Here is a 16,316-nt window from a genome sequence, read left to right as displayed (position 1 = left end):
TGTGGGTAATGACAAGGACTTGCGTCCATGGCTAATGCCTGTCGTGCCGTTGGCACTGGGGTGGATGACGTCGTCGGAAGACCTCTCGCTCACGCTGCAAACCGGACTCCCAACTCCCAACTCCCAACTCCCAACTCCCAACTCCCAACTCCCAACTCGTAGCTCGTAGCTCGTAGCTCGTAGCCCAGCGTTCAAAACTCCGATTTCTCTTGGGCGTTTTCGTCGTAGCGGATGTAGGCGAAATAGCAGAACGCGACGGAGAGGGCGGGTAAGGCGAGAAGGAAGAACCAACTTAAAAAAATCGAGAGCGCCAGCAGCATGGTCAGGTACCCCAGCCACACGTACCAGGTATCTCGCCAAAGTCCTCTCAGTGGTCCCATCAATCTTTCTCCGCTTTGTCGCTATTAATTCTGAGTTGTTCGGTACCGAGTCGATGACAAACTCCATCCCGACTCCCACCGTGAACCCGGCAGCTTTTGTACACCACCCATCGATTCCTACCCGCAGCCTCGATTTGGTTTGCAGGCACTCGATCGCGACTGACAAACGCGGCCCTCGTACTCGAAAAGGTGGATGCGAGCGGCAAAGTATAGCGATCAACCGCAATTCCGACTAAGCCTAAATCAACGGCACCGCGACAAACATACCGGCCCAAGTTTTATCGCCCCGATGCATGCAAGCAGCGATTGGGAACGAGCCTGGGTTGGCCAAAATGTTTCCATGGCTCAAACGTCAATGCAAGTTATCATTCAAAAATGACCACTGCGACAATTCGTCCACTCCACCGTTGTTCGGATTTCTCCGAACTCTTTTAGTAGCCACACCAGGCGGCCGCCCGCCAGTCTGAGGAGAACGGATCGTTCAGTCCCAGCTCAGGCTGCCGGCGGATTGGTATTCAGTGACTCGGGTTTCAAAGAAGTTTTTCTCTTTTGCCAAATCCATCGTTTCGCTCATCCACGGAAACGGGTTTTGCGATTCATATTGCTTGGCCAGTCCGATGCGCTCTAAACGGCGGTCGGCAATATATTGGACGTAGTCGCGGAACATCGACTCGTTGAGCCCCAAAATCCCACCGGGCAAACAATCGGCAGCGTACTCGATTTCTAACTCCACCGCCTGTTTGACTCGTTCGATCATGGCGGCCTGGAATTCTTCGGTCCACAAAGCCGGGTTCTCGCTCTTGATGCCGTTGATTAGGTCGATACCAAAGTTCAAGTGAATGGTTTCGTCGCGAAGGATGTACTGGAATTGTTCCCCGATCCCGGTCATCAAGTTCCGTCGGTGAAAGGACAGCATCATCACAAATCCCGTATAGAAAAACACGCCTTCCATGATCAAGTAATAACCGATCAAATTTTTGAGAAACGTTTGTGCCCCTTCGTCCGTCGATGTGGTGAAGTTGGGATCGAGCACCTCCGCAGTGAGTTCGGTTTCAAACGCATCTTTGCGGGCGATCGAAGGGACTTCGTGGTACATGTTGAAGACTTCCCCTTCGTCGAGACCGAGACTATCGACGACGTAGAGGAACGTGTGCGAATGCACCGCCTCCTCAAACGCTTGACGCAGCAGATATTGGCGACATTCAGCATTGGTGACGTGTTTAAAGATCGCCAGCACAAGGTTATTGCCGACCAAACTCTCAGCGGTCGAAAAGAATCCGAGGTTCCGCATGATGACGTGGCGTTCAGAATCTGACAGCCGATCACTGCGCCACGTTTCGATGTCCTTGGTCATCGGGACTTCCGTCGGCATCCAGTGGTTGGCACATCCGTTTTGGTAGTGCTCCCACGCCCAGTGATATTTCAGCGGCATGAGTTGGTTGACGTCGACTTGGTTGCAGTTGATCAGTCGTTTTTGGGCGGCAGAAAATCGTTTGCTGTTGATTTCCGAGGTGGCTTGGTTCGTCATCGTTTACATTCTTGGGTCGGTTGGGATCGGACAGGTAGACCGCGAACGCAGCCACACGGCCAGTGATAGCCGCGTGGGCAATAGTTCGGGACCGGATAAAAGTTCATCGTGTGCGGAAAGATGGGTCGCGAGAAAAGGTCCATCTCGCGACGGCAAGTCGAAACCGCCTGCGTCGGTCAAGACGATCAGACTTCCGTTGGGTTCGACCCGCTGCCAGGAACGAGCGATGCCGGGCGTGTGCGTCGTGCGAAACGCCCGTTCGATCCAGTGGCTGTAGAATCGCATGATGCTCAAGCGGCGTTACTGACACGCTTCGCAATCAGGGTTATCGACGTCACAAACCTGGGCGGGTTGTCGTTCGTGGGTGATCAAGTCGACATCGCCGCGGTCGATTCGAATGCCGCTCGATTCACTCTGCGATTTCATCCATCGTGGTTGGATACCAAACCGATTCACATCGACGGTCGATTTTTCGACCTGGGTCGCCGCGAGCGAACGCAAATAGTACGTTGTCTTGAGCCCCTGCTGCCACGCGGCCCGGTACATCGCGTCGATCGCTTTGCCACTCGGTGCGGAAAGGTACAAGTTCAACGATTGCCCCTGGTCGATCCACTTTTGGCGACGAGCCGCGGCGGCAATCAACCAATGCGGTTCGATTTCAAACGCGGTGGCGAACAACCGACGAAGCTGCTCGGGCATGATCGCGATCTCCCCCACCGCGCCATCGTAGTACTTCAGTGCATCAACCATCTCGGCGTTCCAAAGCGAGTGTTCTTTGAGACAGTTGACCAAGGCCGTATTCACTTGGGTGAACTCACCCGACAGGTTGCTCTTCGAGTAGAGCTGTTTGTAGGTCGGTTCGATCGACTGCGTCACACCGACGATTGTCGAAATCGTCGCCGTCGGTGCGATCGCCAAACAGTTACTATTTCGCATTCCATGTTGGGCGATCGACTCCCGCACGATGTTCCAATCGAGGGTGCTGCCCCGGTCGACATCGATCGGTTCACCGCGATGTTCGGCCAACAGATCGATCGTGTCGATCGGCAACAAACCACAATCCCATTTGGATCCGGCGTAGGACTGATACTTGCCGCGTTGTTTGGCCAGTTCGCTCGAAGCGAGGATCGCGTAATAGCTGATCGCTTCCATGCTCATGTCAGCGAACGCGACCGCATCATCGCTCGCATAGGGCATGCCTATTTTGTGCAGCGCGTCTTGAAATCCCATCAGCCCCAAACCGACCGGCCGATGGCGCAGGTTCGCGTTGCGTGCTTCGGGAGTGGGGTAGAAATTGATGTCGATCACGTTGTCGAGCATTCTCATCGCGATCTGTATCGTGCGGCGAAGCAACTCATAATCGAGCCGGCCGTCGACGATGTGAGCTCCGAGATTGATCGAGCCTAGGTTGCAAACTGCGGTTTCATCAGGACTCGTGTTGAGCAGAATCTCAGTGCACAGGTTGCTGCTGTGGACGACACCGGCGTGATCCTGGGGTGAGCGAACGTTGGAGGGATCTTTAAATGTCACCCAAGGGTGCCCGGTCTCGAACAGTCGCGTCAGCATCTTTCGCCAGAGATCCGTCGCCGCAACGGTTCGATGCAACCGCAGCTTTCCTTCTTTGGCATCCGATTCGTGTTGCTCGTAGCGTGTCTTGAAATCGATTCCATAGGTGTCGTGCAAATCCGGCACTTCGTCAGGGCTGAAAAGTGTCCACGAACCGCCGTCGCGAACCCGCTGCATGAACAGGTCCGGAATCCATGCGGCGGTATGCATGTCGTGCGTTCGCCGCCGATCGTCGCCGGTGTTCTTTCGTAGGTCGAGGAATTCTTCAAAGTCCAGGTGCCATGGTTCCATGTAGGCACACACGGCACCCTTGCGTTTGCCGCCTTGGTTTACCGCGACGGCGGCGTCGTTGACGATTTTGAGAAACGGAATCACGCCTTGACTTTCGCCGTTGGTGCCTTTGATCCGGGCTCCAGTCGCACGGATGTTCGTCCAGTCGTTGCCGAGCCCACCCGCCCACTTCGACAACACCGCGTTGTCACCGACGGATTTGAAGATGTGCTCCAAGTCATCTTGGACCGTGGTCAGATAACAACTGCTCAATTGCGGATTCTGTGTTCCCGAGTTGAACAGCGTCGGCGTGGCGGTCGTGTAGCGGAAACTCGACAGCAATTCATAAAACTCGATTGCCCGGCCTTCGCGGTCGTCGGTTTCAGCAAGAGCCAGTCCCATCGCGACTCGCATCCAAAAATACTGCGGCGTTTCGATCCGCCGCCCATCTTTATGAAGCAAGTATCGATCGTAGATGGTTTGCAATCCCAGATACTGAAACTGCGTGTCGCGTTCAGGCGACAAAGCATCAGACAACCGCCGGAGGTCAAAGCCGCGTAGTTCTTCCGACAATCGATCACAGCGGATTCCCTCGATGATGTAGTGTTCGAATTGTTCGTGATAGACGGTTTCAAAATCATCGGCAAACTGGGATTTGCCGAGTGATTGTTGGTAGATGATCCATCGCTGCAACTGCGCGGCGAGGGCATCGTATGCCGGGTCCCGCTCGATGCGGCTACGGGATGAAAGCACGAGGGCGCGAGTAATATCGTTGGGCGTCATCCCGTCAAACGCACCACGAATGACTTCGGCGATGATTTCGTTCGCATCGATTTCGGGCAGGTGCGATTCGGGGCAACGCTCCAGGAAACGGACCAAACGATCAGGGTCAAACGGCACCCTCACGCCGGGTTCCAGCTCAACTTCGATACGGTTGGTGTTGGGCACCGCATCAATGCTATCGAGTCCACGAACTTCTCCGCGAACCGCCCGGATGCGGGCGTGTTCGGTGCGGTACAAGATATACCGGCGGGCGACGTGGAAATGCTGTCGCTGCATCAATCCGATTTCAACAACGTCTTGAATCTGCTCGACGTTGATCGAGCCCCCTGGGCTGATCGAACCTCCCGAACCGATTGACTCGGCGAGTTCGGTCACTTGATCGATGATCGCCTCGATGTCGCGATCGATTTCGGACGGCAACGGTTGAGATTCGTCCAATGGCATCTCCGCCCGGAACGCTTTTTGGATCGCTTGATGAATCCGCTCGCGGTCGAATTCCGATTCACGTCCGTCTCGTTTGCAAACCATCCATGTGGATGCCAATGTGGATGTTTGTTCGGCCGTCCAACCCATGCCAACGTTTCCTATGATTGCGCACGCACCTCGTGAGTTCAGCTTCACGTGGCGATGCATCGGTTCGGCGGGTTCACGCAACAACACACAACGGTGCTAACAGACAGTCGTCGTGCAGTTAACGGTGTTACAGGTGGTGCGGCAAACCGGCGTTTCATTGGTCAGCGAATCGCAGTCGATGCGCGGTCGTATCGCACGATCCGGCATAAAGAAATTCGCTGCAACGTCCGCCCCAATCCGAGAGGGCACTTAACGTCTATTTCGTGGTAGGTCTTCTGACTTACTGCCGTCCGATTTCCCGACCTTCTCGCCGAATTTTTTCGGCAATGGCCTTTCAAAAGAGAAAGGGAAATACGTTTCGGATGCCGTAGCACCCGAGGCAGTTCACAGCGGCTGGACCATCCCGGAATCACACCGGAGTTCCCTGTTCACCTGCTAACAAGAATTGCTAGCAAGTCACCACGAACGGGCGAAGTATTGATCAACCGACGCAAATTGTCAACGCGAAGTCGACAAAGTTTGATTTCGAGCAAAGTAAGCCGAATCGGGCTTGCGTCAAATCACGCCGGTGCTGGTCTCGGCCGGTTGGAGAAACCGTAAATGATGGGCCGCGTGGCAGGCGTGGATCCGTTCGATCATTTCTCGTGATTGCTTGCCGAATGCAGGGTGCGGTGCGTAGTCGCCAACATGAGCGTGGAAACGCTCGACACTCTTCGCAAACGCATCCACTTCGGCCGCGTCGTTCACGTCAGCGGGCGGGACAAAGATCGAAGCCGTGCGAATGCCGCGAGGCGAATCGTTACCGAGTACTTTGGGAAGCAGCAGCCTACGCATTACCGGACGCATGAACACGAATAACGACATCCATTTCGGATAGCCGTCCACACTCGGGTCTTGCACCAAAATCAAGTGGCGACAAATTTGCCCGAGTGACCAGTTGCCTTGACGCGTGTACCCACTGCGAAGCAACTCGCGGGCCTCGTCGACAGCGGCGCCCAAGTGATCGAATCGCAGCTCACGTAGTTCGCTCATGAGATTGGTTCTTCCGATCTTTTAGGTGATAGTGAATCGAGAACGCGAACGACAACCTTTCCTCGGACGTGTCCGGTCTCGATATGCCGGATCGCGTCCGGTGTTTCGCAAAGCGTGTAAGTCCGATCAATGAGCGGTCGCACTTGGGCCTGTTCAATGAACTTCATCAAGACACATAAGTCGTCATGATTGGGAGACGATAGATATCGACGCAGATTCTGCTTGAGCAATGGCGACAACAACAACGGCTTGATCAAACGGATGAACATCGCGATCCCCTTGGCACCGGTGCCGCTGTTGAGTATCAGCATCCCAGTGGGCTTGAGCACACGACGACATTCCGAAAGCGAGCGGTTTTCGATGTTGTCAAAAATGACGTCGTATCGGGCGCCGCCCAACGTGAAATCCTCTCGGTCGTACGCGATCACATGATCCGCACCGAGCGAGCGAACCGTGTCCACGTTTGCTTCACGGCAGACCCCCGTCACGATTGCACCATATGACTTGGCGATTTGTACGGCGTAGCTCCCGACGCCACCGGATGCTCCGTTAATCAGCACGTGTTGTCCTGGTTGCAGCTTGGCAACATCGCGGAGCGCATGCAGCGCCGCGAGACCGGATGTCGGCACCGCGGCGGCATCGGCAAAGGAAACGTGGGCGGGTTTTACCGCGAGTGTGTTTTCGTTGACCGAAACAAACTCGGCACACGAACCGAAGCAGGCTCCGAACACCTCATCACCGGGGTGGAACCGCGTCACGTTTTTGCCGATCGATTCCACTGTCCCCGCAACATCGAATCCTGGGACGCCGTATTTGGGCTTGAGGAGTCCCGTCGCGATCCGCATCAGCAGCGGAGTTCCTCGAACGCCAAAGCAATCACCGACGTGCAGCCCGGCGGCGTGGACTCGCACCAGTACCTCGTCATCCCCAACGTTTGGTTTCGCGATGTCGGTCACTCGAAGGCCATCGGGAGAACCGTATTTCTCTTGATAGGCCGCCTTCATCGTTTGCTCGTCGGATTGCCGCACCGGTTGGTCCGCTCGCACGAAACCGGACGTGTGGAGGCTGTGCTTATGGACGTTTTGAGGTGCGAGAACATTGGAATTCATGGCATTTTCCGATCGCGAGGAGGCGATTGATACTTACGCTGTAAGTTGCACGCAAGTGATACTACGCTTACGCTGTAAGTGAGTCAAGTTTGAAACGCAATTTTTCGGTGAAGCTGCCGCGAGGAGAATGCATGACCAAGGCCAAAAAGGGAGTGAGACGCCGGACCGCGTTGACGAAGGATCGCGTCTTGTCGGCGGCCGTGAAGCTTGCGGACTCGGAAGGCATTGAATCGCTGTCGATGCGGAAACTCGCCTCTCGGCTGCGGGTCGAAGCCATGTCGCTGTACAACCACGTCGCCAACAAGGATGAGATTCTCGACGGCATCGTCGACAAGATCGTGAGCGAAATTGAGGTGCCCACGGTCGGCGGCGATTGGCGTGTCGAAATGCACCGTCGCTCCACGTCGGCTCATGAAGTCTTGATGCGACACCAGTGGGCAACGATGCTGATCGTGTCCCGAGTCAACGTCGGCCCTGCCATGTTGCACTTCGTCGACTCCACGATCGGATGTCTGGTCGAGGCAGGATTTTCGTATGCAGCCGCCGATCATGCCTGGAACGCGATCGATAGTTACGTGTACGGCTTCACGTTGCAGAAGCTGAACTTCCCGTTTGCTCCAGAGGAGTACGCCGAAGTTGCCAAAGCGTATCTGCCACAAATCCCTGAGGAACAATACCCGTACCTGCACGGCATGTCGCAAGAAGTGATCGCGGGACGTCACGACGGGTTGCATGACCTTGAATTCGGATTGAAGCTAATTCTCGATGGTCTTGAGGAGTTGCGGGGAAGTTAAAGTCAGGGTGCCGACGCATTCATGAGTACGCCAGCACGTAAGATTTCTTGACGTCTTCCGCAACGCTCGAACTCGATTTCGTCAAAAAACGCCCAGGGCGAAATACGGATCTTGATACGATCCACTGCCCTGGACGTTTGTGATTACGTCTCAATGAGTTCGCTATTTCACGAGTTCTTCGAGACCGGCATCGTTGGCGGGGCGTGCGCCCAGAGGCCAATGAAACTTGCGATCGGATTCGTCGATGGCGTAGTCGTTGATGCTGGCTTCACGCCGTCGCATCAGTCCGTCGTCGTCGAACTCCCAGTTTTCATTGCCGTAGGCGCGGAACCATTTGCCCGACGCGATGCGGTATTCGTACTGAAACCGAACCGCAATCCGGTTGTCAGTGAATGCCCACAATTGTTTGGCGAGCCGGTATTCTTGTTCGGCGTCCCATTTCCCGGTGAGGAAGGCAACGATCTGATCACGTCCTTGGACGAACGAGTCGCGGTTGCGCCACTGGCTGTTGACGCTGTACGCCAACGCGACGCGGTTCGGATCTCGGGTGTTCCAGGCGTCCTCGGCCGCCCTCACTTTCGCGATGGCGGTCTCGCGAGTAAAAGGCGGCCGGATGTCGGTAGGTTTCGGCATCTTGGTTCTCAATTACTTTCGGTGTAACGCTTGGTGAATCGCCGGCGTCCTACGACGCCAAACTGCACGCGTCGCTGTGGCAACTGTGCGAGTCCGCTGGCGTGTCCGACGTGATCTTTTCCGCGACGGGAAAGTCGATCGCTGTTTGCGCGACGTGATTGAAGTAGTTCGTCAGAATGTTCAAAGCCGCGTTGGCAATGACTTCGGCGAACTCCGCATCGGTGACCCCCGCGTCACGAGCCGCGGTGATTTCGGCGCCGGAGACGAAGCCGCGTTTTTCGATCAGTTGCGATGCGAAGACCAAGATCGCATTGGTCTTTGCGTCTGAGGACGAAGCGAGGCGAGCGGCACGAATTTGATCAGCGGAGAGACCGTTCATCTTGGCGATCGCGGTGTGGGCACTGAGGCAGTAATCGCAGGAATTGGCCTGCCCGACGGTGAGTGCGATCTGTTCTCGTGTTGGGGCGGAGAGTTCTCCTTCGCTCAACGCGCCGCTGAACTTCAAATACGCATCGAGCACGGCGGGTGAGTTTGCCATCACTCGCATCAGGTTGGGCGTCATGCCCAGCTTCGCCTTGACGCCATCGAGAAGTTCTTTGGCTTGGCCGGTCGCTTGGGCTGGGTTCACGGTTTCGATTCGGGACATGGGTGGACTCCTTGAGGATCCAGGTGATTGAAGAAAGTTCCAGAAACGTTCCTGGCGTTGCGTAAGCTTTTAGGCACAATCCGTGCCGATTGCATTGCGCAAGTCGCAAGTGGCTGTTACGAAAGGGCTTAGGGCTTTCCTGGAGGCTCCCTTGCGAGCACGACATCTCGTGCTTTCACGAAAACTCGTTGTCGCACCACGAAAAGTCGTGTATGAAGTGGTCATGATTGACAGCCACGTTCCCCTGATCCGCGATCCCAAAGCGTTGTTGTTGGCGATGGCCCAGCAGCGGAGCGTCACGGACGTTTTGCGGTTGGTGGTTGACGATATGGCGGGGTCTCAAGCGGTCGCGCTAGCACGGATTTGGTTGATCCGACCAGGCGAAGGTTGCCCAACCTGTCCGATGCGTTCGGAATGTCCCGATCAAACAAGTTGTCTTCATCTGGTCGCCAGCGGCGGCGGTTCGGTCGTCGATCCTGACGCCGACTTGAGCCGAATCGATGGGATGTTTCGTCGCTTTCCGCTGGGCATTCGCAAGGTCGGCCGGATCGCCTCGACCGGCGTTGCACTCGAGGTGCCCAGCATAGAGGGCGAACCCGATTGGTTGGTCAGTCCACAATGGGCGGAGACGGAAAGCGTTCGTGGGTTTGCCGGGCAACCTTTGGTTCATCGAGGTCAGGTGCTCGGAGTGCTCGCCGTATTTTCCCGCACCACGATTGGTGACTCGTGTTTGGTATGGCTGCGAATGATCGCCGACCATGTCGCGTCCGCGATCGCCAACGCTCAGGCGTGGGAAGAGATCGAGTCGCTACGTGATCGTTTGGAACTCGAGAACGACTATTTGCAAGAAGAACTGCGTGGCGAATCATTCGGCGAAATGATCGGCCAGAGCGATGCGTTGCAAACCGTGACCCAACAAATCTCGTTGGTCGCTCCGACGGATTCGACCGTCTTGGTGATGGGCGAAAGTGGTACGGGGAAGGAACTGGTTGCGCGCGAAATCCACGCCCGTTCTTCACGTCAAGAACGTCCGTTGATCAAAGTTAATTGTGCAGCGATCCCGCGGGAACTGTACGAAAGCGAGTTCTTTGGACATACCAAGGGCAGCTTTACCGGAGCACTTCGAGATCGGATCGGACGGTTCGAGTTGGCCGACGGTGGGACGTTGTTTCTCGACGAGATCGGTGAGATTCCGCTGGACTTGCAGAGCAAACTGCTGCGGATTCTCCAGGAAGGCGAACTCGAACGAGTTGGCGAAGAACAGACGCGAAAGGTGGACGTACGCATCATCGCCGCGACCAATCGTGATTTAAAAGCGGAGGCGGAAGCGGGACGTTTTCGTCTCGATTTGTACTATCGATTGAGCGTGTTCCCAATCGAGTTGCCACCACTGCGAAAGCGCAAGGAAGACCTCGCGATACTCGCCGAACACTTGATCGGCAACCTCTCGCGGCGTTTGGGACGGCATCCCCCACGGCTGACTCAAGCAAACGTGATCGAACTGAACCGATACGATTGGCCCGGCAACATCCGAGAACTGCAACATATTCTCGAACGAGCGTTGATCACGTCGCCGAAGGGAAAGCTGCGGTTGGACCTCCAGCCATCTGCCAAGCCGATCACAAGCGCGGCCCCCGATCGTGCATCAGGTGAAATCTTAACGGCATCGCAACTGCGGACACTGGAGGCTGACAACATCCGGCGTGCATTGGCGGAATGCGATGGCAAAGTCTACGGTAACACCGGCGCCGCGGCTCTGCTCGGGATGAAGCCCACGACGCTCGCATCACGAATCAAGAGTCTTGGAATTAAGACGTAGGAACTCTTGACCACCAAACGTTATCGGCTTTTTGCGGTGGGACTGCTCCGGGAGGTGTAGAATGTCGGAAGTGCATCGATCCGTCTGTGGAGTGAATGATGATCAATCGAAGACAGTTTGCAATCTCGAGTACCGCGATGCTCGGTTCCCTCACGGCGGACCTTGATCGTTGTGCTGTTGCCGAAGAGCGTGGTTTGACGCAGCAGCGATTGGTGGAACTCGGTCTCAATGCGTTGGCACGAGCTCCCGAACGAAGCTATTTCGCAGACGGGCACCGGGGTGCGTCGATGATTTCGGCGCACCTGATGTGTGTCGATAACGATTTGGGCGAATCGACAACGAATCGCATTGTTGAACTTTTCGATCGCAATTGGGCGTCGACAAAACTTTGCGATCCCTTTCCTCCCGGAGATCCGGTCGACGATGCTGCCGAACGTATCGGCAAGAAGTTGGCTGAGGGCGGTGGTGTGCTTCGCGAAGTCGGTCATGATGCCATCTTTGCCATGCATGCAATCAAAGGCTTCCGCATGCTGCCCGAGTCCGCGACGGCGGAGCGGGTCGAAGGCGTATGCAATCTCATTGGCGAATTTAAACCGTGGCGCGACATGGCGCCATCTGACGACGTGGAGCCGCCTCCATTTTCGGATGAGGTCGCGTCATCGCGTTTTGTCTTGAAAGAAGCCAGTGACGCGATCGATCGCTTCACCGGGTTCGGGCAAGGGTTTGCCGGTCACATGTTGACTTTCGGTCAATCGCTCGTCGAGATGGCGGCGATGGGACACATCGAATGGGCAGAGAGTTGTCGCACGGCATTTCATAAATACGTGACCGTGACCCGGTTGGGGCCGCAATCGGGCGATCGCAAGATCAAAGATCACCGGACCAGCCAACTGCGACCAGACGACACCGAATACTGGATAAAACGGGGTGACAAAACGCTCGGGATCGGGCACGTCTTCAAATATCCGTACGCCTACTACGACTTATTAGCACGCGCAAATGCCCCCGAATTAGAACGCGAGCTTGACGCGAAAGCGTGGCAAATTTTCTAGTCGATTAGCTATCTAGAATCGCCTCAATATTTTCGAGGGGACGTCCCACCGCCGCTTTGCCATCGTGGATGACGATCGGGCGTTCGATGAGTTTTGGATTGGCCGCAAGCGTGGCGATCCACTCGCGATTGGACAGTTTCTTGTCGGCCAGTCCGAGCTCTTTGTAGAGTTTTTCGCCTTTGCGAACAATCGCCTCGGTCGACACACCGAGCAACTTGATGATGCGAGTGAGTTCCTTCTCGCTCGGTGGATCATCGAGATATTTCACCACTTCAAAATCGACACCGCGAGATTCGAGCAACGAAACAGCGGCACGAGATTTGGAACAACGTGGATTGTGGAGGATGGTGGTCATGGACGGAGGAGCTTGAGAATCGAACAGTTTAGAATCGTCGAAAACCGATCGGAACATATTGTCTCAAGACAATCAACTGGTGGTCACCATCGTTCTCGCACCGTCACCCCACAGTCGCCCATTTGCTCCGCAAATAGCCCGCTCGGCTCAACAAATGACTCACGATGGCGGAGGGTGTTAAGCAGGTCTGCAGGANNTCACGATCAGCGGAATTGTCGTTCTACCGAATCACTTCTATGTACCTGCTTAAAGCACAGGGGACCATCCGCGGGGGAGGTTGATTGTATTACTGCAGGATTTCAAAAGTAGCGAATCGGCGCGAGCCGTCCGGTGACTCGGGACCGGACGGCTCGCGCCGTTCCGCTAAAAAAGGCACTTAAACAATCGACGTTCCGAGCGGATGGGCGACTATTTGACTCTCAGTCGAATCCGGCGGCGCGGGGGACGTCAGTTTGTGAGTCCGATGGTTTTCCGTCTGAATCATTGAGTTCAGGGAAAAACCGGTAGTAGTTGTCGTAAGTAAACTTGGATACGGACTCGTGCATCTTTTTGCCGAGTTGTTTCATGTGTTCCCTTGCTTCGGCCTGGTCCCCGATCAGCAGCCTGTATCGGTTGGTCGAGAGAGTCGTGTCTTCACTATCGATCAATTTTAGTTTGACATGGAAAACGGCATCCACCGAATCTGCGATCGGCCAATCGATGTCCGTGATCATCGCGGAGGAATCTGGGGCGATTTGGTCGACCGGAATCGTTTGAGTGGCGAGAACTTGGTCGTGATCATCGCAAAAAGACAATTCGACTTGGCAGTTCTCATGCGATTCGAACCGATCGTTGACGATCCATAACTTGCCTGCAAAGGATTCGCCCGCGTGCCAACGACGGCGATCGAACTGCAAACTCACTAGCAGCGGCTGATAGGCCCGTTTGACGAATTCATAAGAGCGTTTGGGTTGTTGGTAATTGTCGACGATTCCCCACTTCATGTCCGGCCAGTAGGTGATGTAGTGGCACAGTGCGATTCCGCTGACGCGTGGCTTGCCCCGACGGAAGTGTTCGACGGACAACTGAAAAATCGTTCCCTGGGAATCTTGAGTGGCATTGACAAACTCCTCTAACGATCCGGTGCGTTCATCACCGAAGGTGTCGTAGTTTTGCATTCGCAACCGATCGAGGTCCGCCCAGTGGTGTCCCCAACTCGGTCCAGGTGGCCAGAGTTCGTCTTCGGGAATGAATTTGCGGAGGCTTTCGACGTTGGGCACCGATGTGATCGCGAGTTCGGGAACGATCGGGAAGTCCAATTCGCTGTACCAGTCTTCCATCAGCCATCGGCCCATCGAATAAAAATAGGCGAGAGCATGAACGGCTTCCTTGGGTTTGTAACCGACGCTTTGTGAAACCGGGCAGGTCAGCGGTGAGTCGGGCACGTAGGGAAGGTCGATATGTTGTTGCAGTCGGCGGCCCAATTCATCCAGGAATCTCTTCGTGAACTCAGCATCCGACGCACGCAGAAAGGCTTCTTCACCGCCTTCGATCAAGATCAAACAAGGATGGTTGCGACGTTCTCGAATGACTGCGACGGCTTCCTCGTAAATCCGCTCGATGAACGCCTCGTCCTGCGACAAGTTCGCCGTGCCCAGAGGAATGACATCTTGCCAAACCGTGATACCGGCCTCGTTGCAGTACTGATAGAACTCAGGGATTTCGGGCGGGTGCCAGCCGAAGATTCGGATGTTGTTCATGTTGGCGTCTTTGGCCATCTCAATGAGCTTTTTGTATTCAGCCGTCGACGTCCGTCCGACAAAGATGTCCGGCGGCCCGCCCCAACATGCCGAGCGGATGAAGTGACGTTTGCCATTGAGCATCACGGTGCGAGGAAAGCTGACTTCGTCTTTCGTGAAGCCTGGATTCCACTCCATTTTGACTTCGCGGATACCAAACGTTGTTGAAGTGCGATCGAGCTCCGAGGCTTGGTCGGTGATCGAAACGTTTGCGGTGTAGAGATTCGGGTCACCTAAATCCCAGGGCCACCACAGCTTTGGAGCTGCGATCGTGACGGCCTGATGGATCGTTTGCTTGCCGGGTTGGATAGTTCGATCGCCCGAAATGTGAATCGGCTCGCAGTCGAAGTTGTGTCCTTCCAGCGTCACATTGACGGCGACTTCACGTGGATCTTTGGCGACGTTTTCGACGGTCATTTCAATGTCGAGGTCAGCGGAACCGTCATCATTCAACTTCGATTTCACGTAGACATTGTCGAATCGAACTTGCCCCGTAGAAACCAAACGAACCGGACGCCAAATGCCAAACGGCACGAGGTCTCGCCAGTAGTCACCGAACCATGGTGTCTTGAGTCCCGCGACCTTGTGATTGACCTGCGGCGGTGGATTCAGCTTCACCATCAGGATGTTACGTCCGTGAAGCCAATTGCTACTTGTGTGAAGCAACTCGGTGACGTCAAAGGAAAACGGCGAGAACATGCCCTCGTGACTTCCGAGGTAGTGGCCGTTCAGCCAAACTTCGCATGAGTAATCGACACCGTCGAACTCGATCCGGACGATCTTGTTGTCAACCGCTTGGCTGACGTTGAACTGCAGCGAGTACCACCACTCGTCCTGCATCACCCATTGAGCTTTGACACTGTTGCGTCCGAAGTAGGGATCTTCCAGCACACCGGCTTTCCATAGATCGGTATAGACATCACCTGGCACCTTGGCGGGAATCCACACCGATGTCTCGATGTCGCCGCTGGGCAGCTCGTGCAATCCCTCCTCAACACCGCGACCGGGACGCATCCGCTTTAATTTCCAACGATGGCTGCTGAGGTCCTGGACCAATTGGCCTTCATGTTGAACAAGGCTGCCCGCCCCCGGTTGTGCGATCACCTGCGCCGTCAGCATCAGGACAAAGAACAATGTCAGCGACAAGATACGAATGACAGTCATGGGGACGACTTTTGTCAAAAGTGGGAAATGGGGTGTGGTGTCAGTAGCTGGCACACTTGGTAACGTCGAAGCGCCCAATGCACCGCTCTCGAGCGAGATAATTTAGTCACTCGACACGGCTTCAATCAGATGGAAAATTGTCGCATGCCTGCCCTCTAGTTGCATTTTTTACCGAGTCGTAATCAATGGACTTTGCGATTCTTGCCGCATGTCCGAGCCGGCTTTTGAACCACAAACGCGTCTCTCCAGGAAGTCCATCGGCTTCGTTCTTCGCATCAATCGATCCATGGCGGTCGACAAGCGTTGTCAATAGATTTCCCACCCCATCTCTCAAGCTGGACTCACTCGACGCTGTCGTGCGAGTCTTTGCCAACAGTCCCACCTTGAGAGATTTTTTTGGTCCCGATTTGTGTTGGCAGCACCTTCCGAGTTTCTGCTGTTCGTTTTCGTTACCCCCACCGCATCCGCAGCCACGTACTCTGTTGCAGTCGACGGTGCTGACGACGTCTTGCAACGGTTTAGCTTGCAAACGGTGAATTGCCGACGATCGATTTGTTGCGTCTCAAAAAAGCTGCCAACGACTCTCAACCGACTAGCGAAACGGGCTCGACGCGAACATGCCACGTCGATTCGAAAACAGAAGCAATCACGTTCGTCGCTCTGTGCCCGTCTGGCCCAATGCGAGATTTGGGTGTGTGCTCTTCGCGCACACCGCACAGCGAATTCACCGCGCAGCCGATCAGCGTTGAGCCACCGACCTCGTTTTGGTTCCATCAAAGTATTTCGCACGCAACCGCTCTGGACTCGTCGTAGGCGGGCCGGTGGAAAATTGCA

Annotated in this window: 13 protein-coding genes and 1 riboswitch; of the genes, 3 read left to right on the top strand and 10 right to left on the bottom strand. The window is 55.3% G+C overall.

Translation table 11 applies throughout. The features are described from left to right. Window positions 1–191 precede the first annotated feature (191 nt). From NB063_RS01420 to NB063_RS01395, 6 genes are all read right to left on the bottom strand, one after another. A complete protein-coding gene (locus tag NB063_RS01420; RefSeq protein ID WP_250926943.1) occupies window positions 192–380 on the bottom strand; it encodes a hypothetical protein in 189 nt (62 codons plus the stop codon). A gap of 481 nt (window positions 381–861) precedes the next feature. Further along, window positions 862–1,908 carry a ribonucleotide-diphosphate reductase subunit beta gene (locus NB063_RS01415; protein ID WP_250926942.1) on the bottom strand — a complete coding sequence of 349 codons (1,047 nt, stop codon included), beginning with the start codon at window positions 1,906–1,908 and terminating at the stop codon, window positions 862–864. Window positions 1,909–1,911: 3 nt separating this feature from the next. Further along, entirely contained in the window at window positions 1,912–2,193 is a 282-nt protein-coding gene (locus NB063_RS01410; RefSeq protein ID WP_250926941.1) for a hypothetical protein, read from the bottom strand. Window positions 2,194–2,208: 15 nt separating this feature from the next. Next, on the bottom strand, window positions 2,209–5,100 hold the full coding sequence (locus NB063_RS01405) for a ribonucleoside-diphosphate reductase subunit alpha (RefSeq protein WP_250926940.1): 2,892 nt from the start codon (window positions 5,098–5,100) through the stop codon (window positions 2,209–2,211). 248 nt (window positions 5,101–5,348) lie between these two features. Continuing rightward, window positions 5,349–5,579: riboswitch (cobalamin riboswitch) on the bottom strand. A 76-nt stretch (window positions 5,580–5,655) separates the two neighbouring features. Beyond that, window positions 5,656–6,132, bottom strand: coding sequence for a DUF1569 domain-containing protein (locus NB063_RS01400; RefSeq protein ID WP_250926939.1), 477 nt, complete (start codon window positions 6,130–6,132; stop codon window positions 5,656–5,658). Then, complete coding sequence (locus NB063_RS01395; protein WP_250926938.1) at window positions 6,129–7,241, bottom strand: NAD(P)-dependent alcohol dehydrogenase; 1,113 nt, start codon at window positions 7,239–7,241, stop codon at window positions 6,129–6,131. The genes NB063_RS01400 and NB063_RS01395 overlap by 4 nt, the downstream gene beginning before the upstream one ends. A gap of 131 nt (window positions 7,242–7,372) precedes the next feature. On the opposite strand from NB063_RS01395, the gene NB063_RS01390 reads away from it, so the two are divergent. Beyond that, a complete protein-coding gene (locus tag NB063_RS01390) occupies window positions 7,373–8,035 on the top strand; it encodes a TetR/AcrR family transcriptional regulator (RefSeq protein ID WP_250926937.1) in 663 nt (220 codons plus the stop codon). A gap of 162 nt (window positions 8,036–8,197) precedes the next feature. Here the strand turns inward: NB063_RS01390 and NB063_RS01385 are convergent, their stop codons facing one another. Next, entirely contained in the window at window positions 8,198–8,668 is a 471-nt protein-coding gene (locus NB063_RS01385) for a nuclear transport factor 2 family protein (protein ID WP_250926936.1), read from the bottom strand. Window positions 8,669–8,717: 49 nt separating this feature from the next. Further along, window positions 8,718–9,314, bottom strand: coding sequence for a carboxymuconolactone decarboxylase family protein (locus tag NB063_RS01380; protein ID WP_250926935.1), 597 nt, complete (start codon window positions 9,312–9,314; stop codon window positions 8,718–8,720). 223 nt (window positions 9,315–9,537) lie between these two features. Here NB063_RS01380 and NB063_RS01375 point away from each other — a divergent pair, with 223 nt between their 5' ends. Then, a complete protein-coding gene (locus tag NB063_RS01375; RefSeq protein WP_250926947.1) occupies window positions 9,538–11,133 on the top strand; it encodes a sigma-54-dependent Fis family transcriptional regulator in 1,596 nt (531 codons plus the stop codon). A 137-nt stretch (window positions 11,134–11,270) separates the two neighbouring features. Then, window positions 11,271–12,185 carry a hypothetical protein gene (locus NB063_RS01370; RefSeq protein WP_250926934.1) on the top strand — a complete coding sequence of 305 codons (915 nt, stop codon included), beginning with the start codon at window positions 11,271–11,273 and terminating at the stop codon, window positions 12,183–12,185. A gap of 4 nt (window positions 12,186–12,189) precedes the next feature. Here the strand turns inward: NB063_RS01370 and arsC are convergent, their stop codons facing one another. Together arsC and NB063_RS01360 are read right to left on the bottom strand one after the other, a co-directional pair. Further along, window positions 12,190–12,540 (bottom strand): arsenate reductase (glutaredoxin), encoded by a 351-nt coding sequence (gene arsC, locus NB063_RS01365; protein WP_250926933.1) that lies wholly within the window; start codon window positions 12,538–12,540, stop codon window positions 12,190–12,192. Between the two features lie 419 nt (window positions 12,541–12,959). After that, a complete protein-coding gene (locus tag NB063_RS01360) occupies window positions 12,960–15,482 on the bottom strand; it encodes a glycoside hydrolase family 2 protein (protein WP_250926932.1) in 2,523 nt (840 codons plus the stop codon). Window positions 15,483–16,316 lie beyond the last annotated feature (834 nt).

It is taken from the genome of Aporhodopirellula aestuarii (assembly GCF_023701485.1).
In the GTDB taxonomy this organism is placed as follows: domain Bacteria; phylum Planctomycetota; class Planctomycetia; order Pirellulales; family Pirellulaceae; genus Rhodopirellula; species Rhodopirellula aestuarii.
Note: the sequence above shows the minus strand (reverse complement) of the source record. Positions and strands in the feature narration are given on the sequence as shown.